Here is a 20,619-nt window from a genome sequence, read left to right on the forward strand (position 1 = left end):
CGAACGGCGTTCGCTCAGTACTTGCGCACGACCGGGGGCGCGGGGATCGTTTCCGTCGGGTCGTCCCAGCGATAGGTGATGCCGGCCGCGACGACATGGACATGCGGCTTGGCCTCGGCCGTATAGAGCACGGCGCCCTGCTGCGGATGCGTGCCGGAATAGTTCACGCTCGCATTCTGGACGTGGAGATAGGTGTAGCCGACATCGAGCTTGATCTTGTTGGTGACCTGATAGCTCAGGCCGGCGGACAGCCAGAGGCGGTCGTTATCAGAGATGAAGACCGTGCGGTTCTCGTCGTTCACGGCCGAGAGCTCGTAGCCGACACCGGCGCGCAGGGTCAGATCGCGGTTGTACTTGTATTCGAGGCCGGCCGAGAAGAACCAGCTGTCGTCATACTGGAAGTTCAGGCTGGTGAAGGGCACGCCGAAATTGCTGGCGACGATCGGAATGCGGCGGAAGCGGCTCCAGTTCGTCCATTCGACGCCGAGATGGGCCTGCCACTGCTCGTTGATGACCTGGGAGAGACCGAACACGACGGAGTCGGGCAGGTTCAGGTTCGCCTCGATCGGGTTGGAGCCGGCTGCCAGGATCGGCGCCACCGCGACCGGCGTCTTGAAGGTGCCGTCCAGCGTATGATGGATCATCGAGCGGTAGGCGAGGCCGATATTGGTTCCCTGCCATGGCGTCAGCGTCACGCCGAACTTGTAGCCGAAATCGACCGAGTCGCCTTCGAGGATGGTGTTTGGCGCCGTCGCGGTGATGCCGGCGGCCTGCTTCAGGTTGGTCTTGATGTACTGGACCTGGAAGGCCGCGCCGACGGCGAGCCAGTCATTGACCTGATAGCCGATCGTCGGAGAGACGTTGATCGTGGCGACGCGGGCCGAGCGGCCATAGATCTGGGCCGCCTGGAAATTATTCTCCGGCTTCGAGCGCAGGCCGTAGGGAGCGCCCGTATGCATGCCGATCCAGAGGCGATCGGTGAGCTGCCAGGCCGAATAGGACGCCGGGACGAAGCCGCCATCGCCGCCGATCTCGCCCGTGCCGAGCGCGCTGCCGCCGGCGGCGGTGATCGGAACGGTCGCTCCGCTCGGCAGCCGCACGCGGGTGATCGAGGTCGGCTCATAGCTGGCGCTGGGAGCGATATAGGTGAAGCTCCAGTAGCTGGTGCGCCCCGGGAACATGGTGATGGTCGCCGGGTTCCAGGCCATCGCGCCCATGCCGATGCCGCCGGACGCGGCACCCGCGAAGGCCATGCCGAGACCTTCCGCGCTCGCGCCGCTGCGCAGCGAGAAGGAGCTGGCTGAGGCGGCGCCGGCAACGAGAAGAGCAGCGACCGAAACGGTCGCAGCGGCAGTGTAGCGAGCGAAGCTCTTCATCGAAGATCCCATCCCAGGCATCGGTTGGCGTTTCTTTCAGGCAAATCACCTGCTTCGATCCGGAGCATGCCGCGCCCGGTTTCTTGCCGCAATCCCGCCTTGAATGCCGCAAAATTGCCGTCCCCCTTCTCGTTAACGCTTCGTCAGCCCTAAAAAACGCGCAAAATGCGCGGTTTTTCGCTGGTGGCGGGAGAAAGCGACTCGAAAAGGATCGTTTACATACGAACTATCATGGGTTTTTGAGTATGATGCTCCCGAACCAGGCAGCAGCGCTGCTTTGTTGATCTGGGCGCTTTCGGGGCAGTCGTTGCATTCGCGCAACAATCTTGCGGTCTGCGCGATGCAGCCGGGCCATGCAGCGGAACGGGCTTGCCTCGCCGGGCCTGGCCGCACAGGATCGCGCCACCTCACCGGAGCCTCCGCTGGACGCTCTTTATATCGATTGAAACGGGGGAAACGACGTGAAACTGGTTCGTTATGGCGCATTCGGCGAAGAGAAGCCGGGGCTGCTGGATTCCACTGGAACGCTGCGCGACCTGTCGGGACAGGTTCCCGACCTCGCCGGCAAGGCCCTGGGCTCGGCCTCGCTGGCGAAGCTCAAGGCGCTCGATCCGGCCTCGCTGCCGGCCGTGGCGGGCACGCCGCGCATCGGCGCCTGCGTCGGTGACGTGCGCAACTTCATCGCCGTCGGCCTGAACTTCGCCGATCACGCAGCCGAGACCGGCGCCGCCATCCCGGCGGAGCCGATCCTGTTCAACAAGGCGCCGAACTGCATCGTCGGCCCGAATGACGACGTGATCATCCCGAAGGGCTCGGTGAAGACCGACTGGGAGGTCGAGCTCGCGATCGTCATCGGCGATGGCGGTTCCTATATCGCCGAGAAGGACGCCATGGCGGCGATTGCCGGCTTCTGCGTCTGCAACGACGTCTCCGAGCGCGAATTCCAGATCGAGCGCGGGGGCCAATGGGCCAAGGGCAAGGGCTGCCCGACCTTCGGTCCGCTCGGCCCCTGGCTGGTGACCACCGACGAGATCGCCGATGTACAGGATCTCGGCATGTGGCTCGAGATCGACGGCGAGCGCGTCCAGAACGGCTCGACCAAGACCATGATCTTCGGCGCCGCCTATCTCGTCCACTATATCAGCCAGTTCATGCGGCTCGATGCGGGCGACGTCATCACCACCGGCACGCCTCCCGGCGTCGGCCTGGGCTTCAAGCCGCCGCGCTTCCTCAAGGGCGGCGAGACCGTGTCCCTCGGCATCGACGGGCTCGGCACGCAGAAGCAGAAATTCGTGCCCTACAAGGGCTGAGGCTTCCGACGCGACGGGTTCGAGCGGGCGACGAGGCCCGCTGGGACCACGATATCAGGCCCGCGGTCGCGACGACCGTGGGCCTTTTTCATGATTCGACCTGGTCGGGTGGTTGCGCCGTCGCGCAGGGTGCAGATCTCAAAAAGACGCCGCCATGGCTGCTTGACCCAGCCATGACGGCGTTGTGTCCACGTCGCGAATCATGTCGCTCAAGCCTGCCGCAAGTGCTGCACATGCAACGTAGACGAGTCCGCTGCCCCTAGGAGGCCCGCAGGCGCCCTCGAAGGCTACTCCCATTTGGGGGTGTATCGCTGGCGCAAATGGGGTCAACTGAGTGGTGTGAACCACGGTTCACGACACCCTGAGCCGGCTCGTCACGCTCTTGCGGCCAGCAAAAAGGCCCGGCCTTTCGACCGGGCCTCGTCTGGATGGCCGCAATCAGAGCTCAGCCTTCAGCGAGGCCGAGCATCAGCCGGATGTTCTGGACCGCCGCGCCCGAGGCGCCCTTGCCGAGATTGTCGAGCTTGGCGACGAGCACGGCCTGGCCGAGTTCGTCATTGCCGAACACCCGCAGCTCGAGCTGGTTGGTGTCATTGAGCGATTCCGGCTCGAGCTTGCCGTTCGCCTCGGCCGGCATGACCTTGACATAGGTCGAGCCGTCATAGCGCTCGGCGAGCGCGGCATGGAGATCGGCCACCTTGGGCTTGGCCGGCAGCGCGTCGAGATGCAGCGGCACCGAGACCAGCATGCCCTGCCGGAAATTGCCGACGGAAGGCACGAAGATCGGCCGCCGCTCCAGCCGCGAATAGAGCTGCAGCTCCGGCAGGTGCTTGTGCTTGAGGCCGAGGCCGTAAAGCTCGAAATCCGGCGCCGTGCCGGCCTCATAGGACTCGATCATGCTCTTGCCGCCGCCGGAATAGCCGGAGACGGCGTTGACCGTGATCGGATGGTCCTTGGCGAGCAGGCCGGCATCGACGAGCGGGCGCAGCAACGCGATGCCGCCGGTGGGATAGCAGCCGGGATTGGCGACGCGGCTGGCATTGGCGACGGCCTCGGCATGGCCGGGCGCCAGCTCGGCAAAGCCGTAGGTCCAGTCCGCCGCGACGCGATGGGCGGTCGAGGCATCGACGATCTTGGGGGCGTCCGAGCCGAGCTCGTCGGCGAGCGCGACGGATTCCTTGGCGGCATCGTCCGGCAGACAGAGCACGACGAGGTCGACGCCGGCCATCATCTCCTTGCGGGCGGCCGGGTCCTTGCGCTTCTCGGGGGCGATGCTCTTGACCACCACTTCCGGCACGGCCGCGAGGCGGTCGCGGATGCCGAGGCCGGTGGTGCCGGCTTCGCCGTCGATGAAGATGGATTTCAGGTTCTGGCTCATCATGGCCCCCGAAGCGCTCTGGCGCGGAATGGTTGGTTGGCTTCAGACATAAAAAAACCGCGCTCTCGGCGCGGTCGCGGACGTGTCGGACTTCAGCCGAGCGTCATCGCGGGCGCGCCGGGGCGGCCTGTTCATCGCGACGTCGGGTCGGGTTCGTGGTCATGGCAGCGTATATGTTCCGAGCTTGACCGGCTGTCAATGCGAGGGCCTTGCGCCAACGTCATTCTCGGACGGAGCGAATCGCAGACCCGAGAAAGCCGGGAAGAACAAGGCGCCGGTCGCCGGCGCCCCGCCGTTCACGCGCCGCCCGGGCCGAGCCCGGGCCTGACGCGCCAGATCAACCCGCCTTCTTCAGCGCCAGCGCCTGGATGTAGTGCTGCGCCACGGCAGCGCCCGCGATAGCGGTCGCATCGGCATGATCATAGGGCGGCGAGACCTCGACGATGTCCATGCCGCGGAAATCGAGGTCGCGGATGGCCCAGACCGTGCGCAGCGCCTCGGCCGCCGTGAAGCCGCCGGCGACGGGCGTGCCGGTGCCCGGCGCGAAGGCGGGATCGAGCGCGTCGATATCGAAGGTGATATAGGCCGGCCCCTGCCCCACCCGCCGCTTGATCCGCTCGACCACGCCGGCATGGCCGAGCTCATGCGCCTCATAGGCGCCGAGCACCTCGATGCCGCAATCGCGCGGCGCGACCGTGCGGATGCCGACCTGGATCGAGCGCTCGACATCGATCAGGTCCTCGCGCACCGCCTCGAGCATGAAGGTGCCGTGCGAGATCGCGCCGACGCCGTCATCCCAGGTGTCCTGATGCGCGTCGAACTGGACTATCGCGAGCTTGCCGTGGCGGGCGACATGGGCGCGCAGCAGCGGCAAGGTGATGAAATGGTCGCCGCCGAGCGTCACCAGATGCGCACCGCCCGCGATGATCGCCGCAGCCTCGTGCTCGATGGCCTTCGCGCAGCCCTGGAGGTCGCTGCGCGGCAGCAGGCAATCGCCATAATCGACCGCTGCGAGATGCTCGAACGGGTCGATGCGCGAGGGATATTGCGCGTCGCCATCGAAGATTGCGCTGACGCGGCGCAGGGCCTGCGGCCCGAAGCGGGTGCCCGGCCGGTTCGAGACGGCAAGATCGAAGGGCACGCCCCAGATCACCAGGTCGCAGCCGGCGACATCCTTGCTGTAGCGGCGGCGCATGAAGGAGAGCGCGCCGGCATAGGTCGGGTCATGGGCCGGGCCGCGCCTGTCTCCGGTGAAGGCGTGGTCGATGGACGGGGTGTCGGCAGGTTCGGTCATTCCAAAATCCGTCGAGATGTCAGCGTTTGCCCGCCGCGAGCCAGACATAGAGGCACCAGGGCAGGATCAGGGCGAGCCCTGTCAGCACCAGGCGCAGCGTGGTCCATGCGACGGGATAGTTGAGGGCGCGGCCGTCGAGCTCGGGCACGCCATGGATCAGGCCGAGCGCGAAGGCAGGCGCCAGGAAGATCAGCAGCGCCCGGCTGATCCGCCAATGACGCGTTTCCCCGGTGCGTGCCAATGCGAGCAGCGCGGGGACGGCGATCATGCCGAAGGCGATGAGGATGAGCAGGATTCGCATGGCGGGCCGGGCGTGAGCGGGAGCCCGCATGTAGCATGAAGCGCTGCGTGCATCAGCCATTGGGAAGCCATGCCACAGCCGATTCTGTCGTTTCATCCAGCCGCATGTGCAGCGCGGACGCCGCCGCCTTCCGACACAGGCCAATGGCGCTGCCCGCGTCGGTGCAATGACCGCGCTCGCGACCAGGGTTGGGCGAGCGGTGAAGCCGCGTCGCGTTGGATGCTTCGGCCCATCAGATCAAGACCTCCCGCACGCCTTCGTTAGTCCTCACACGGCTTCGTGACCCCGGCCCAAGCCACTGCCAATAAAAGCCACAAGTTTGTCGATTTGCGTCTCGCATGCTGGCTCAGCCCTGCCCATCCGAGCAGGGCCGATACCTACGATCGCGGCCCCGGAGGCTGATATGAAGAAGAGATTGTTTGCAGCGGCGTTCGCCCTGACCCTGGCCGGCGGCAGCGCCGCCCTCCACTCCCCGGCTTTGGCCAGCCCGGCCTGGCTGGACCCGGCACTGACCGGCTCGGGCGCTGGTGCGCAGATCATCACCGTCGCCACCACCGCGGCGCCGCACAAGACCCAGACCCTGGTCACCCCGCAGCCCCAGGAGCCGCAGGAATATCCGAAATATCATGACCAGCAGACGGCGACCTATATGAACCCGGGCGCCAAGCCCAATCCGTGCCGCTTCACCCAGGCCATGGTGGAAGGCGTGATGCGGCAAGTCGAGGTTTGCGACTGAGTTCCGCGCCGGGCTCCTGGAGCCCGCAGACCAGGCGAAGCCGGCTTTTGCCGACTTCGCAACCCAAGCCTGCCGTCAGACCGGCCAATGCCGAAGGCCGTCTCGCAGCTCAGCGCCCGCCGCCGACCTTGATGATCGAGCCGACCATGTAGGAGGCGGCCGCCGAGAGCGCGAAGAGCACGGCCTCGGCGATCTCCTCAGGCTGAGCTGCCCGCCGCAACGGGATCGTCGGCGCGATGCGCGCGACGCGGCCGGGCTCGCCGGACGAGAGAGCGTGGATATCCGTCTCCGTCATCCCAGGCGCCACCGCATTGACGCGGATTCCGGCCGGGGCCAGTTCCTTGGCGAGGCCGATCGTCAGCGAATCGATCGCGCCCTTCGAGGCCGCATACCAGACGAACTCGTCGGGCGAGCCGAGGCCGGCGGCGATCGAGGAGATGTTGACGATCGTCCGGTTCTTCGCTCCGTCATTGGCGAGCAGCGCGCGGGCGGCCTCGCGCGCCACGAGGATGGCGCCGGTGACGTTGACATCGATGCAGGTGCGGATGACCTGCGGATCGGCATCGGCCAGCTTGCTGCCGGGGCCGGTGATGCCGGCATTGTTGACGACATGGCTCAGCGGCCCGAGCGCCGCTTTCGCCTCGGCGAAGACATGGGTGATATCGGCCTCGCTCGCCATGTCGCCCTTGAGCGCGACGGCCCTGGCGCCGGCCGCCTCGCAGGCCGCGACCACCTTCGCCGCCGCACCCGCATCGTTCTGATAGTTCACGGCGACATCGTAGCCGCGCCCGGCGGCCATGGTGCAGATCGCAGCGCCGATGCCGCGGCTGCCGCCGGTGACGAGGAGAACGGGACGCGTAGCGGTCATCTGGCCTGGCTCCTGAATTGATTGGCCGGCCATCCAATACGAAAAGGGCGGCTCTTGCGAGCCGCCCTCTTGCATAGCGCAAAGGCTGAAACGATCAGCGCTTCGAGAACTGGAAGCTGCGGCGAGCCTTGGCGCGGCCGAACTTCTTGCGCTCGACGACACGCGAGTCGCGGGTCAGGAAGCCTTCCTTCTTGAGCGGGCCGCGCAGCTCGGGCTCGTAATGGGTCAGAGCCTTGGAGATGCCGTGGCGCACCGCGCCGGCCTGGCCGGAGAGACCGCCGCCCTTGACCGTGACGACGACGTCGTACTGGGTGGCGCGGTCGACCAGCAGCAGCGGCTGCTGCAGGATCAGGCGCAGCACCGGGCGGGCGAAGTAGACTTCCTGGTCACGGGTGTTGACCGTGATCTTGCCGGTGCCGGGCTTGATCCAGACGCGGGCGATGGCGTTCTTGCGCTTGCCGGTGGCATAGGCGCGGCCCTGCGCATCGACCTTCTTGACGTGAACGGGAGCCTCGGGGGCGGCGGCCTTCGCCACCTGGCCGAGCTGCTCGAGCGAGTTGAGAACCTCGGCCATTGTCAGACCCTCGCGTTCTTGCTGTTGAGCTTGGCGACGTCGAGCGTCTCCGGCGACTGGGCAGCGTGCGGATGCTCGGAGCCCTTGTAGACGCGCAGGTTGCCAAGGATCTGGCGGAAGAGCGGGCCGCGCGGCAGCATGCGCTCGACGGCCTTCTCGACGATGCGCTCAGGGAAGCGGCCGTCCAGGATGAACTTGGCGGAACGCTCCTTGATGCCACCGATATAGCCGGTGTGGTGGTAGTAGACCTTCTGGTCGCGCTTGCGACCGGTCAGCACCACCTTCTCGGCGTTGATGACGATGATGTTGTCGCCGCAATCGACATGAGGGGTATAGGCGGCCTTGTGCTTGCCGCGCAGACGCATCGCCACAACGGAGGCGAGACGGCCGACGACGAGCCCGGAGGCATCGATCACAACCCACTTCTTCTCGACATCGGCGGGCTTGAGCGAGATGGTCTTCATCGCGGTACCCCTTCGGTTCGGTTGAGAAAAACGACAAGCCGCCGGAGGCCGGCGGCGATGTGGGGCGGTGGATAGGGATGTGACGGGGAGATGTCAAGCGCGCCGTGATGGCGCCGAGCCAGAAAATCGCATTGTTTTCAGAGAAATGGAAGAAACGGTACCCTGATACCTCATCCCCCTGATTTCTACCGCAACTCGCCGCCGAACGACCGCGTGGACAAGCGATAGCGGCCTCGGCGGCAAGGTCCCCTCGCCGCCGGACGCATCCCTGTCCGCAGTGAATGACCTAGGCGCCAAGCGTCGCCAGGGCCTGGCGCGAGAGCGTCTCGATCGCAGTCCAGTCCTCGGCCTCGATCCGGTCGCGCGGCGCCAGGAAGCCGCCGCCGACGGCGAAGACATTCGGACAGGCGAGGAAATCCTTGGCGTTGCCCGCGTTGATGCCGGCCGTCGGGCAGAATTTCAGATCGGGATAGATCGGCTCGATATGCTTGAGCCAGCCGATGCCGCCGGCGAACTCGGCCGGGAAGAGCTTCAGCTCGTAGAAGCCAGCCTCGCGCGCCCAGAGCGCCTCGCTGGCAGTGCCGATGCCCGGCACGAAGGGCAGGCCCGTCTTGCGCGCCGCCTCGAACAGGGACGGGCTGAAGGCCGGGCCGACGCCGAATTTCGCGCCGGCATCGACGGACGCCGCGAACTGCTCGGGCCTGGTGATGGTGCCGGCGCCGATGATCGCCGGGCTGCCCATCTTCACCATGCGGCGGATGACCTCGATCGCCGCCTGGGTCCGCAGGGTCACCTCGACGAGGCGGATGCCGGCCTTCACCAGTGCCTCAAGCACCGGCTCGGCATGATCCGCGTTCTCGACATGGATGACCGGGATCAGCGGCGGCTGGCCGGCGGCCAGGGCTTCGAAGGGATAGTGCGACATCGGTGTTTCAGCCTCTCGGGGTGGGGAATGCGTGTCTCGCCTCAGCCGCGGCGCATGCGGCGCTTGGGATCGAGCGTCTCCTGCAGCCCGTCGGCAAGCAGCGTCAGGCAGAGGATCAGCACGGCGATGGTGGCGATCGGGACGAGCGCGCCGTAGATCGAGCGCGAGAGATAGAGCAGCGCGTTGCTGACCATGGCGCCGAGCGAGGGATCGGGCGGCTGCGTGCCGAGCCCGAGGAAGCTGAGCGAGGCCTCGGCGATCACCGCCTGCGGCGCGGCGATGGCGAATTGCACGATCAGCGGCGGGATGGCGAAGGGCAGGATGTGGCGGAGCATGATCCGCGGCGTCGAGGCGCCGATCGAGACCGCGGCCTCGACATGGAGCAGGCCGGTATTGGCGAGCGTGACCGCCCGCGCCACCCGCGCGAAGACCGGCAGCTCGGCGAGGCCGATGGCGATGACGATGCCGGTCGGCCCGGGGCCGAGCAGCAATACGAGCGCGAGCGCGATGAAGATCGCCGGCCAGGCGATCAGCAGGTCGAGCACGCGGCCGATCAGCGCGTCGGGAACGCCACGGAAATAGCCGGCGACGACACCGATGGCCGTGCCGAACACGCCGGCGAGCATCACGGCGGCAAGGCCGGAGAGCAGGGAGGGCCGCAGGCCATAGAGCAGGCGGCTGAGCAGGTCGCGGCCGAGATGGTCGGTGCCCAGAGGATATTGCGGCGAAGGCGGCCGCAGCCGCGCCGCGAGATGCTGGGCGTTGGGGTCATAGGGCGCGAGCAGCGGCGCCAGCAGGGCGAGCAGCACGATCAGGCCGACGCCGGTCGCGCCGATCAGCAGGCGGGTATCCGGCAGCTTGATGCGCGTCCTTGCCGGCGGCGCGAGGGCGGCCTCGCCCTGGAGGTCGGTCTGCGTCATCAGCCACCTGCCGTGCGGATGCGCGGATCGATCAGCCCATAGGCGAGATCGACCAGGAAGGTGCAGAGCAGGAACACGGTGGCGGTGAAGAGCAGCGCGCCCTGGACCAGCGGATAGTCCAGGCTCGTCACCGCCTCGATGATCAGCCGGCCGAGGCCGGGATAGGAGAAGACCGTCTCGGTGACGGTCGCGCCGGCGAGCAGGTTGCCGATCTGCAGGCCGGCAATGGTCACCGTCGGGATCAGCGCGTTGCGCAGCGCGTGGGTGATGACGATCGTCCGGCGCGACAGGCCCTTGGCCCTGGCGGTGGTGACATAGTCCTGCTGCAGGGCCTCGATCAGCGATGTCCGGACATAGCGCGCCAGCACGACGATGAAGGGCATCGCCAGCGTCACGGCCGGCATGATCAGAAAACGCAAGGTGTCGAGCGCCGTGTTGCTGGAATTGCCGAGGCCCGAGGGCGGCAGCCAGCGCAGCGTCACCGCGAAGACGATGACGAGCAAGGTGCCGAGCGCGAAGCTCGGCAGCGAGAAGGCGACCGCGGTCAGGGCCGCGATCGTGTTGTCGAGCCATCTGCCGCGGTTGAGCGCGGCGGTGATGCCGAGCGCGGTACCGAAGACGAGGCCGATCAGCGCCGCAAGGCTCGCGAGCTTCAGCGTCTGCGCGAAGGCGTCGGCGATGGTCTCGGAGACCGGCAGGCCGGTCGAGAAGGACTTGCCGAAATCGAGCCGGGCGGCATCGCCGAGCCAGATCGCATAGCGTTCCGGCAAGGTGCGATGGAGCCCGAGGCGGACGCGCTCCATCTCGACCTGCTCGGGCGTCGCCTCGGTGCCCAGCCTGATCAAGGCCGGGTCGCCGGGCGTGTTCTGGATCACGGCGAAGATGACCACCGATGCCAGGAACAGCATCAGGATCAACTGGCCGAGCCGCGAGAGGCAATAGTTCAGCATCGGGTTTAAAGTCGGCTACGCCTTGATCGCGGCGCTTCCCATGGCGAGGTTGGCGACGAGATCCGTCGTCGGCCCCGTGACCTTCTGCGACCAGACGAATTTGTGCGAGGAGGTCATGATCGAGATATTGGCGCAATCCTCGACCGTGATGCGGTTGAGTTCCTGGTAGATCTTCCTGCGCTTGGCCGGGTCGATCTCGACAGCGCCTTCCTTGAGCAAGGTCTCGATCGTCGGGTTGACATAGCCGAAGCGCTGGTTGGCGCCGCGATAGAGGCTGTTGGCGCCGAAGAAGATGGCGCTGTCCATCAGGCAGCGGCCGACGACCCAGGGAACGACGTCGCAGCTCTTGTCCTTGCCGGCGCCGAGATCGCGCCAGCGCCCGTCATCGACGCGCTGGATGCGCAGGGTGACGCCGATCTTGGCGAGATCGGCCTGCCAGATCTCGGCATAGGTCGCGAGGTTCGGGTTCGCGGCGGGCGTCGGATAGGTGATCGTCAGCTTGTCGACCCCCGCCTCCTTGAGCAGCGCCCTCGCCTTCTCCAGGTCGAAGGCCTGGGCATCCACCAGCTCGGCGACGTAGCCGGTCGCGACCGGATCGTAGAACGGGCTCGCCACCGGCTTCTCGAAGCCGAAATGCGCGGCCTCGGCGAAGGCCTTGCGGTTCATCGAATAGGACAGCGCCTGGCGCACCGCGAGCTTGTCGAAGGGCGGCTTGGAGACGTTGACCATGAGCAGCCAGATGCTGTTCGGCACCTGGTCGATGCGGAAATTCTTGTCCGAGCGCAGGGATTCGAGATCCGCGTCGTTGCTGCTCAGCACGCCGTTGACCTGGCCGGAGACGACGTTGTTGAGGACGCTCGAGCCCTGGGCATAGAGGTTGAAGCGGAAGGTGCCGACCTTCGGCGCGCTCGGCAGGTGGTATTTGGGATTGGCGACGAAGGTGGCGTAGCGCCCCTGCACATGCTCGGTCATCCGGAACGGTCCAGTGCCGATCGGCAGGCTGCGCATGAAGATCGTGTCCTCCGGGTTCTCCAGGCGCACGGCATAGAAATAGTTCAGGAGGTCGATGCCGTAGGGAACCGGGCTGGAGAAGCTGACGAGCACGGTCGATGCGTCCGGCGCGGTGATCGACTTCACCGGGGCGAAGACCGCCTTGATCTTCTGCACGCCCTGGTCGCCGGCGAGCGCCGGGTTCGAGAGATAGCCGAACATGTCGACGAAGTTCTGCGCCGTCAGCGGCTTGCCGTCATGCCAGGTGACGTTCGGGCGCAGCTTGAACTCGATCGAGGTGTTGTCCGGCGCGATCTTCCAGGATTCCGCCAGGTCGGCGACGAGTTCGCCCTTGGCATCCTTGTAGACCAGGCGCGAGAACATCTGGTTGGCGGTCGAGAACTGGGTGAAGACCTGCGCCCAGGGATTGAAGGTCGAGAAGGCGCCGGCCTCGCCATATTCGATCGTGCCGGCAACCTGCGCGGCCGCCCCGCCCGGCAGACCGAACGCGGCGGCGCCGAGCGCAGCGCCGGTGCCGGCGAGCATGTGGCGGCGCGTCAGGCCACGCGTAATGAATTCTTTCGAGATGAATTCCTGGGTCTCGGACATCGGTTCCTCCTGCGCTGCGAGCGGATCGTTTCGTGTCCGCCGATCATGTCGCCGCGCATGCCATGGCCGCGCTCACCCCGCAGGCGGGGCGGCGCGCCGGCAGGAACGGCGCTATTTCTCATACGATATTACTGAAATGGGATTCCGGGATTGTCAACGCCCATGAGCGGGAGTCGCCGGCTTGGTGCCGCGGCCCGCGTCAGTCGTCGAGCCCGAGACCGCGGATATGCACGACGTCGGAGGTCGCGTTGCCGATCAGCGTCGTCGCGGCGGCATGGGCCAGGCTCGGCTTCCGCTCCAGGATGGCGCGCAGCACGTCGCCATGCTCGACGATGGCGCGCGGCCGGTGGTCGCCCCGCGCCGCGATCTCGAACATCTGGCGCAGGCCGAAGCTGAAGAGCTGGCCGATCGGCCAGAAGAACTCGTTATGGGTGGCGAAATAGATCGAGCGGTGGAAGGCGAGATCGGCCTCGACCCAGCGGGCATTGTCGGCCCCGGCATCGATCATGGCCTGGAAATCGGCCTGGAGCTGCCTGCGGTCCTCTTCGGTCGCCGCAAGCGCCGCCAGCGCCGCGGCTGCCGGCTCTGTCGCGCGGCGCAGCTCGAACATCTTCTTGAGATAGGTGTCGGTATCGGTGACCTCGACACGCCAGCGCAGGATATCGGGGTCGAGATGGCTCCAATGCCGGGGATCGCGCACCCGCGTGCCGCGCTTCGGGCTCGAGACCAGCAGGCCCTTGGCGATCAGCGAACGCAGGGCCTCGCGCATCGCGGTCCGGCTGATACCGAGCATCTCGCAGAGCTGCGCTTCGGCCGGCAGCGTGTCGCCGGCCTTGTAGTCGCCCCGGACGATGGCGAGGCCGAGCTGGTCGGCGACACGGTGGTGGAGCTTCAGGCTGGCGGCTGCGAGGGGGCGGGTCGGGGCGTCCATCGGGAACGTGGATCCTTGATTCTGCGACGCGGATCTTGCCGGCGACGCTCGCATGCGATTTCGCACGAGTGGCGCCGGGTTGACAATCTCTGTCATATTGTATGAGAAATTGATCACGCGATCGAGTGCCGTCTCGGCCATGTGTCGCGCTCACGCATCGCCCCCACCCCTCGGTTCCGCCGAATGGCCCGGGCGATCTCAAGACAATCGGAACGGCGAGGAAGCGACATGTACGACGTGGCAGGGAAAGTCGCGGTGATCACGGGCGGGACGCGTGGCATCGGCCTCGCGATCGCGGAACACCTGCTCGCCGCCGGCAGCAGCGTCGTTCTCAACGGCCGCAACGAAACGCCCGAAGCCACCGAACTCATGACGCGCTTCGGGCCGGACAAGGTCGCGGTCGAGCTCGGCGACATCGCCGATCCGGCTGCCGCCGCGGCATTGATCGACGCCGCCGCCAGGCGCTTCGGCCGGCTCGACATCCTCGTCCATTCGGCCGGTGGCCCGGCGCCCGGCAAGATCGGCGATCTGACTTCCGAGGCGTGGATGAATGCCTTCGCCGTGCATGTCCACCCGGTGTTCCACCTGTTCCGGGCGGCGCATCCGCATCTCGCCAGGGAGGGCGGTGCGGTGCTGCTGATCTCGTCGGTCGCGGGCCTGCGCGGCTGCCCCGGCACGGTCGCCTACCAGACGGTCAAGGGCGCGCTGATTCCCTTGGCCAAGGCGCTGGCCTTCGACCACGGCCACGAGAATATCCGGGTCAACCTGCTGACGCCGGGCATCATCCGCACCCGCTTCCACGCCGCGATGACGCCGGAGGCCAAGGCGCATAATCTCGAGAAGCGCATCCCCCTGCGCCGCGAGGGCTCGGTCGACGATGTCGCCCAGGCAGCCCTGCAAATGATCCAGAACGAGTTCATCACCGGCGAGTACCTGACCATCGACGGCGGCATGTCGATGCGCGTGACCGGCTAGCCGCGCGGCCGACCGCAGAGATCGCGCTGCCATCTGCCCGACCCCGCGCAGCCGGCATTCCGCTCCCTCCCGCGCCAATTGACGCCGCCGCATTTCCGCCTTACCCGTGAATGCGACGGTTCCCTCACGGGATCAAAAGGGAACGCAGTGCGGGTGAGCAATCACCCCATGCTGCGGCTGCCCCCGCAACTGTAAGCGGCGAGCCTTTCGCCATACGCCACTGGGACCTCGGCCCTGGGAAGGCGGCGTGAAGGCAACGACCCGCGAGCCAGGAGACCTGCCGTCAGCCGTGGTCACACGCGAACACATCGGCCGGGGTGCGCTGGTGGGTGATAGACCTTTGCGCACCCGTTTTCGGGGGCGGAGCGGGACATCTCGTTCGCGGTGACGTGCCACTGACGTTGCCCGCCGAGGTTTCATCGTGATCCGTTCCCCCAGACCCGCAGGTTGCGGGCTTTTCTCGTTCGCCCTTTCCCTCCTCGCCATCTCGACAGCATTGCGCCCCCTCCCCGCTCTCGCGCAGCCTGCCGATCAGCCGATCGCACTCGACGAGATCGTGGTCAGCCCGACCGGCGTGCCGACCCCGGCCAGAGAGATCGCCAGCTCCGTCACCGTCATCACCGCAAGGGAGATCGAGCAGCAGCAGCGCCGGACCTTGCCGCAGGCGCTCGCCACGGTGCCCGGGCTCAATATCGTCCAGATCGGCGGCCCGGGCGGACAGACCTCCGTCTTCATGCGCGGTACCAATTCGAACCATGTCAAGGTGCTGATCGATGGCATCGAGGCGAACGATCCCTCGACCCCGAACCGCTCCTTCGACTTCGGCTCGATGCTGACGGACGATATTGAGCGTATCGAAGTGCTGCGCGGCCCGCAGAGCGGCCTTTACGGCGCCAATGCGCTCGGCGGCGTCATCTCGATCACAACCAGGCGCGGTGAGGGACCGCCGAGGATGACCGGACGCGTCGAGGCCGGCTCGCATGGCACCTTCAACCAGGCGGCCGGCTTCGGCGGCGGCGACGACCGTTTCAACTACGCCTTCAACGTCGCCCATATGCGGACGGAAGCGACGGATTCCGTGCCGTCGAACCTGATCCCGCCCGGCGTCCGGGTGACGCCGAACGCCTATGACAACTACACCTATTCCGGGCGGGTCGGCTTCGCCCTGACCGACACGCTTAGCCTCAACTGGGCTGGGCGCTATACGGACGGGCAGTTCCAGTCGACCTACGATAGTGGCTTCCCCGGCCGCCCGACGCCTTATCGCGCGCTCCAGAACTACGCGCAGACCTTCACGCGCGGCGAAGTGGTCTGGGATCCGCTCGGCGGGCGCTTTGTCAACCGCTTCGGCGTCTCCTATTCTAACCAGGACCGCTCCAACCGCTCGCCCAACGCCTTCGGTATCCTCGGTCGTCCGACGGAGAATCTCGGTGAGCGCAGCAAGGTCGACTGGCGCGGCGACCTCGAACTCGCCAAGGGGCATATGCTCGTCATGGGCCTGCAATATGAGCGCGAGCGGCTCGACACGGCCGCGCTGACCGGCTCCAACGGCAATAAAGCGGCCTTCCTCGAGTACCAGGGCAATATCGCCGACCGCTTCTTCCTGGCCGCGAATATCCGCCGCGACGACGACGACAGCTATGGCGGCCATACCACCTATCGGGTCGCGCCGGCCTTCCTCGTGCCGGGCAGCGAGACCAAGCTGAAGGCGAGCTATGGCACCGGCTTCAAGGCGCCGACCCTGAGCGAGCTCTTCAGCGACAGCCGGCCGGCCTTCAATTTCTTCGGCAATCCCAATCTCAAGCCGGAGGAGAGCCGCGGCTGGGATATCGGCTTCGAGCAGCCGCTGTTCGACAGGCGCCTCCAGTTCGGCGCGACCTGGTTCGAGAACGACATCGAGAACCTGATCGTCACCAACGCGGCGCGCAATTCCTACGCCAATGTCGGCAAGGCCCAGACGAAGGGCGTCGAGGCCTTCGCCGCACTGGAGCTGTCGCCCGAGTTCAAGATCCGGGCGGACTACACCTTCACGCTGGCGAAGGATGAGATCGCGCGGCAGGAGCTGTTGCGCCGGCCGCGGCACAAGGCCAGCTTGACCGCGACCTGGATGCCGATGGAAAAGCTCACCCTCTCCGCGACCTTGCTCTATGTCGGCCCCTGGGTCGATGGAAACCGCGACTTCTCGGTCCCGCGCCTGCGCGCCAAGGACGCGACGCTGGTCAACCTCGCCGCGGAGTACAAGGCGACCGAGCGGGTCACGATCTTCGGGCGGATCGACAATCTCTTCGACAAAAGCTGGGAGAACCCGGTCGGCTTCCTGGTGCCCGGCTTCGGCGCCTTCGGCGGTGTGAAGGTGGCACTGGGCGGATGAAGCGGCGCGGCATCTCGACCATCATGCGCGCGGCGGCGCTGGCATGGATCATCATCGGTGCGGCGCAGGCGGGCGAGCAGCCGCAACGCATCGTCTCTCTCAACATGTGCACGGACGAACTCGTGCTGCGGCTGGCCTCGCCGGGGCATATCGCCTCGGTGACCTGGCTGGCGCAGGACCCTGCCAACGCCAACATGGCGGAGCTCGCCCGCGCCATCCCGGCCAATCACGGGCTGGTCGAGGAGGTCCTGGCGCTGAAGCCCGACCTTGTCGTCGTCGGCGCCTATACGACCCGCAGCACCGTCGCGCTGTTGCAGCGCGTCGGCGCGCCGGTCCGCGAATTCGGCGTGCCGCGCAATCTCGCGGAGATGCGGGCCCAGATCATCGAGATGGCCGCCCTGCTCGGCGAGCCCGAGCGCGGACAGGCGCTCGTCGCCGAGATCGACAGGAGGCTCGCGGCGCTGGCCGGGCGACGCGGCGCCACGCAGCCAAAGGCGATCGTGCTGCGGCCGAACGGCTTCACCACCGGGCGGGGCTCGCTGGTCGACGAAATCCTGTCCACCGCCGGCTTCGTCAATCTGGCCGCCGAGCTGGGCATCGACAATTACGGTCAGATCGCACTGGAGACCGTCGCGCTCGGACGGGCGGATATCCTCATCCTCAACACGACGCCGGACGGCCCGCCCTCGCTGGCGCATGAAATCCTGCATCATCCCGTGCTGACGCGCCTCGGCGATCGGCTGAAGATCGTCGCGCTGCCCGCAAAGCTCTGGACCTGCGCCGGCCCCGCCGTGGTCGATGCGATCGAGCTGTTGATGGACGCGGTGCCTCCGGCAAGGAACACACCATGAGCAGCCTTCCTGCACCGGCCGTCCGGTCCGGCCGCGCCGGCTACTGGCGCCTGGTCGGGCTGTTGGCCCTGGCGACCCTCGCCATGACCTTCGTCTCGCTCGCCATCGGCTATGCCCGGCTCGACCTCGGCATGGCCCTGGCCGATTGGCTCGCCGGACGCCAGACTCTGGAAGCGCTCGTGCTGGTCGAGCTGAGGCTGCCGCGCGCCGTGCTCGGCGCCCTGGTCGGGTTCAGCCTCGGCATGGCCGGCGCGGCGATGCAGGGGCTGCTGCGCAACCCGCTGGCCGAGCCCGGAATCGTGGGGATTTCGAGCGCGGCCGCCTTCGGTGCGGTCGTGGTGTTCTATTCCGGCTTTGCCGGAGCCTTTGCACTCGCGCTGCCGCTCGGCGGCATTGCCGGCGCCATCCTCGCGGTGCTGCTGCTTTACGCCTTCGTCGGTCGCGGCGCCGGGACGATGACGCTGATCCTTGCAGGCGTGGCGATCAACAGCTTTGCAGGCGCCATGACCGCGCTCGCGCTCAATCTCGCCCCCAACCCCTATGCGGCGCTGGAGATCGTGTTCTGGCTGATGGGGTCGCTGGCCGATCGGAGCCTCGCCCATGTCTGGCTGGTGTTGCCGCTGATGCTGCTGGGCTGGGCCCTGCTGCTCTCCTGCGCCCCTGCGCTCGACGGGCTCACGCTCGGGGAAGACACCGCGCGCAGCCTCGGCTTCGACCTCAATTGGCTGCGCGCCCGGCTGATCGGCGGCGCGGCGCTCAGCGTCGGCAGCGCCGTCGCCGTCACCGGCGCGATCGGTTTCGTCGGCCTCGTCGTGCCGCACCTGCTGCGCCCCTTCGTCGGGCACCGGCCGGGCCGGCTGCTGCTGGCGAGCGGCTTTGGCGGCGCCATCCTGCTGCTCGCGGCCGACACGGCCTTGCGCCTGCTGCCGATCCGCCCGGAATTGAAGCTCGGCGTCGTCACCGCGCTGATCGGTGCGCCGTTCCTGTTCAGCTTGATCTATCGCCTGAGGCGGGAAGCGTGATGCTGATCGAAGCCAAGGACATCGCCATCGCGCTTGCCGGCAGGCCGATCCTGCGCGGCATCGATCTCACGCTGAGGACGGGGCAGATCGTCGGCCTGATCGGAGCCAACGGCGCCGGCAAGACCACTTTGCTGCGCATCCTGGCGAACCTCCTCCCGCACGCGGGCAGCGTGCTCTACGATCGCGAGCCCGCCCAAGCCATCGGCCGCAAGGCCCTGGCGCGGCGGATCGCCTTCCTCAGCCAGGGCGGCGCCGTGCATTGGCAAATGCGGGCCGAGGCCGTCGTCGCACTCGGGCGCCTGCCGCATCGCCACCCCTTTGCCGATCTGAGCGAAGCGGATCATGCCGCAATCGAGCGCGCCATGGCGGCAACCGATACGACGGCGTTCCGCGACCGCACGCTCGACTCGCTCTCCGGGGGCGAGCGCATGCGCGTGCTATTGGCGCGCGCACTCGCGGTCGAAGCCGAGATGCTGCTCGCCGACGAGCCTCTGGCCGGGCTCGATCCCCGCCACGAGCTCGAGGCGATGGCGCTGCTCAGGCGGACTGCCCTTGCCGGAACCGGCGTCGTCGTCGTTCTGCACGACCTCACCCTCGCCAGCAGGTTCTGCGACGAGATCATCCTGCTTCACGACGGCCGCATCCTCGCCAATGGCGCGCCGGACGAGGTGCTCGGCGACGAGCAGCTCGGCCTCGCCTTCGGCATCGACGTCACCCGTGGCAGCCGCGACGGCGAGAGCTTCGTGCTGCCCTGGCAACCGCTCGATCAGGGAAAGGTCGCCCGATGACCGCCGGGGATGTGCGGGCGCTGCTCCGCGACCAGCTTCTCACCGAGACCACGCAATGGTCTCTCGGCACATTCGGCGCCATCGCCGAGTTCATGCGCGATCCGGGCGAGCCGGTCGCTCTCATCGACCAGCCCGGCCGCCTCGCTGCCGTGACGGATCGCGGCGGCATCGTCTTCGCTGATCTCACGCAGGTCCGGCCGTTCGCCTCGGAGACGGCCGTGGGCCAGAGCTGGAGCCATCGCGTCGCATTATGCCTGCCCGGCGAAAGCTGCGCGATGAGCCAGCGCACCGTCCTCAGCGAGCTCGGCCCCGATCGCGAAGCGCTCCGGATCCAGGATCGTGACGGCATCCTGTTCGACATGGGGCTTGGCACGTTGCAGGTCGATATCTGCATCCGCGCCAGCGATCCCGGCCTGATCGGGACGTTGCGCGCGGCCGAAGGCAGATCATTGTTCGAAGCCGGCAACCCCGCGATCGGCGCGATCCTCGCGGCAGGTCCGCACCGCGTCTTCATCGCTCGCGCCGGGCGCTGCGAAGTCTTCCAGCCGATACCACCCGCCGACGGCAAGAGCCCGGAGGGGCCGCATACTCATCTCCTGCCGAAATTGCTGGCCGGCGGGCGCACACATGCCGCAACCGAGCCCATGCCGGATGACCTTGTCCCCTTCGCGCATGTCGTGCCCGCGCATCCGCTCAAGGATGCGATGGGGCGACGGAGGGCTTGGGACGACGGAGCCCATCGGCGGTTTCAGGATTTGCTGGCGCGTTACGGCGATGCTGGCCTGGCCGACCTCAAATCACGCTTCGCCGCCTGGGTCCAGGATGGCCGGGAGCCGGACGCGTTCCCGATCCCAGCCGACAAATTTGCCCGGCATGCGCTCAAGGTCGCTCGCTGCCAGCTGGCGGAAGCAAGAACCGCGCTCCCCGTGGTCGGTAACGCCGCGGATAACGAACCGTCCAGAGAATAGAGCGGATCACACGCGTCG

The 20,619-nt window shown here is 67.2% G+C and carries 20 protein-coding genes and 1 riboswitch; of the genes, 8 read left to right on the forward strand and 12 right to left on the reverse strand.

Annotation, left to right across the window (positions count from 1 at the left end; genetic code table 11):
- Positions 1-14 precede the first annotated feature (14 nt).
- Positions 15-1,376, reverse strand: a complete 1,362-nt coding sequence (locus EV560_RS16055; protein ID WP_165923491.1) for an OmpP1/FadL family transporter — start codon at positions 1,374-1,376, stop codon at positions 15-17.
- Between the two features lie 461 nt (positions 1,377-1,837).
- Between EV560_RS16055 and EV560_RS16060 the strand changes: the two genes are divergently transcribed.
- Entirely contained in the window at positions 1,838-2,686 is an 849-nt protein-coding gene (locus tag EV560_RS16060) for a fumarylacetoacetate hydrolase family protein (RefSeq protein WP_131856812.1), read from the forward strand.
- 445 nt (positions 2,687-3,131) lie between these two features.
- On the opposite strand, the gene argC is transcribed toward EV560_RS16060, so the two are convergent.
- The 3 genes from argC to EV560_RS16075 all read right to left on the reverse strand — a co-directional run bounded on the left by argC (position 3,132) and on the right by EV560_RS16075 (position 5,659).
- Positions 3,132-4,064, reverse strand: coding sequence for an N-acetyl-gamma-glutamyl-phosphate reductase (gene argC / locus EV560_RS16065; RefSeq protein WP_248312076.1), 933 nt, complete (start codon positions 4,062-4,064; stop codon positions 3,132-3,134).
- A gap of 337 nt (positions 4,065-4,401) precedes the next feature.
- A complete protein-coding gene (gene speB, locus EV560_RS16070; protein WP_131856814.1) occupies positions 4,402-5,358 on the reverse strand; it encodes an agmatinase in 957 nt (318 codons plus the stop codon).
- A gap of 19 nt (positions 5,359-5,377) precedes the next feature.
- On the reverse strand, positions 5,378-5,659 hold the full coding sequence (locus tag EV560_RS16075; protein ID WP_131856815.1) for a hypothetical protein: 282 nt from the start codon (positions 5,657-5,659) through the stop codon (positions 5,378-5,380).
- Positions 5,660-6,062: 403 nt separating this feature from the next.
- Between EV560_RS16075 and EV560_RS16080 the strand changes: the two genes are divergently transcribed.
- Positions 6,063-6,395 carry a hypothetical protein gene (locus EV560_RS16080; RefSeq protein WP_131856816.1) on the forward strand — a complete coding sequence of 111 codons (333 nt, stop codon included), beginning with the start codon at positions 6,063-6,065 and terminating at the stop codon, positions 6,393-6,395.
- 109 nt (positions 6,396-6,504) lie between these two features.
- Here the strand turns inward: EV560_RS16080 and EV560_RS16085 are convergent, their stop codons facing one another.
- The 8 genes from EV560_RS16085 to EV560_RS16120 all read right to left on the reverse strand — a co-directional run bounded on the left by EV560_RS16085 (position 6,505) and on the right by EV560_RS16120 (position 13,626).
- Positions 6,505-7,263 (reverse strand): SDR family oxidoreductase, encoded by a 759-nt coding sequence (locus tag EV560_RS16085; protein ID WP_131856817.1) that lies wholly within the window; start codon positions 7,261-7,263, stop codon positions 6,505-6,507.
- 94 nt (positions 7,264-7,357) lie between these two features.
- Positions 7,358-7,837: a 30S ribosomal protein S9 gene (gene rpsI / locus EV560_RS16090; protein ID WP_131856818.1), complete on the reverse strand. Its 480-nt coding sequence runs from the start codon at positions 7,835-7,837 to the stop codon at positions 7,358-7,360.
- Positions 7,838-7,839: 2 nt separating this feature from the next.
- Positions 7,840-8,301 carry a 50S ribosomal protein L13 gene (gene rplM, locus EV560_RS16095; protein WP_131856819.1) on the reverse strand — a complete coding sequence of 154 codons (462 nt, stop codon included), beginning with the start codon at positions 8,299-8,301 and terminating at the stop codon, positions 7,840-7,842.
- Positions 8,302-8,587: 286 nt separating this feature from the next.
- Complete coding sequence (locus EV560_RS16100) at positions 8,588-9,226, reverse strand: bifunctional 4-hydroxy-2-oxoglutarate aldolase/2-dehydro-3-deoxy-phosphogluconate aldolase (RefSeq protein WP_131856820.1); 639 nt, start codon at positions 9,224-9,226, stop codon at positions 8,588-8,590.
- 41 nt (positions 9,227-9,267) lie between these two features.
- Positions 9,268-10,146 carry an ABC transporter permease gene (locus EV560_RS16105; protein ID WP_131856821.1) on the reverse strand — a complete coding sequence of 293 codons (879 nt, stop codon included), beginning with the start codon at positions 10,144-10,146 and terminating at the stop codon, positions 9,268-9,270.
- Positions 10,146-11,096 carry an ABC transporter permease gene (locus tag EV560_RS16110; protein ID WP_131856822.1) on the reverse strand — a complete coding sequence of 317 codons (951 nt, stop codon included), beginning with the start codon at positions 11,094-11,096 and terminating at the stop codon, positions 10,146-10,148. Before EV560_RS16110 ends, EV560_RS16105 begins: the two co-directional genes overlap by 1 nt.
- Before the next feature lie 15 nt (positions 11,097-11,111).
- Complete coding sequence (locus EV560_RS16115; protein WP_131856823.1) at positions 11,112-12,695, reverse strand: ABC transporter substrate-binding protein; 1,584 nt, start codon at positions 12,693-12,695, stop codon at positions 11,112-11,114.
- Between the two features lie 199 nt (positions 12,696-12,894).
- The gene (locus tag EV560_RS16120) at positions 12,895-13,626 is read right to left on the reverse strand and encodes a FadR/GntR family transcriptional regulator (protein ID WP_165923492.1); all 732 of its coding nucleotides are present in this window, start codon (positions 13,624-13,626) and stop codon (positions 12,895-12,897) included.
- A 228-nt stretch (positions 13,627-13,854) separates the two neighbouring features.
- Between EV560_RS16120 and EV560_RS16125 the strand changes: the two genes are divergently transcribed.
- The 6 genes from EV560_RS16125 (at position 13,855) to EV560_RS16150 (ending at position 20,601) form a co-directional block, all read left to right on the forward strand.
- Positions 13,855-14,601 carry an SDR family NAD(P)-dependent oxidoreductase gene (locus tag EV560_RS16125; RefSeq protein WP_165923493.1) on the forward strand — a complete coding sequence of 249 codons (747 nt, stop codon included), beginning with the start codon at positions 13,855-13,857 and terminating at the stop codon, positions 14,599-14,601.
- A gap of 99 nt (positions 14,602-14,700) precedes the next feature.
- A riboswitch (cobalamin riboswitch) is annotated at positions 14,701-14,900 on the forward strand.
- A 197-nt stretch (positions 14,901-15,097) separates the two neighbouring features.
- Complete coding sequence (locus tag EV560_RS16130) at positions 15,098-16,972, forward strand: TonB-dependent receptor plug domain-containing protein (protein WP_248312077.1); 1,875 nt, start codon at positions 15,098-15,100, stop codon at positions 16,970-16,972.
- A complete protein-coding gene (locus EV560_RS16135) occupies positions 16,969-17,823 on the forward strand; it encodes an ABC transporter substrate-binding protein (RefSeq protein WP_248312078.1) in 855 nt (284 codons plus the stop codon). The genes EV560_RS16130 and EV560_RS16135 overlap by 4 nt, the downstream gene beginning before the upstream one ends.
- A gap of 83 nt (positions 17,824-17,906) precedes the next feature.
- Complete coding sequence (locus EV560_RS16140; RefSeq protein ID WP_248312122.1) at positions 17,907-18,845, forward strand: FecCD family ABC transporter permease; 939 nt, start codon at positions 17,907-17,909, stop codon at positions 18,843-18,845.
- Positions 18,845-19,633: an ABC transporter ATP-binding protein gene (locus tag EV560_RS16145; RefSeq protein ID WP_131857251.1), complete on the forward strand. Its 789-nt coding sequence runs from the start codon at positions 18,845-18,847 to the stop codon at positions 19,631-19,633. Before EV560_RS16140 ends, EV560_RS16145 begins: the two co-directional genes overlap by 1 nt.
- Positions 19,630-20,601, forward strand: coding sequence for a DUF6925 family protein (locus EV560_RS16150; RefSeq protein ID WP_465247014.1), 972 nt, complete (start codon positions 19,630-19,632; stop codon positions 20,599-20,601). The genes EV560_RS16145 and EV560_RS16150 overlap by 4 nt, the downstream gene beginning before the upstream one ends.
- The last annotated feature ends 18 nt before the right edge of the window (positions 20,602-20,619 follow it).

This window comes from Allobosea sp. BK604 (assembly GCF_004341515.1).
Classification (GTDB): Bacteria; Pseudomonadota; Alphaproteobacteria; order Rhizobiales; family Beijerinckiaceae; genus Allobosea.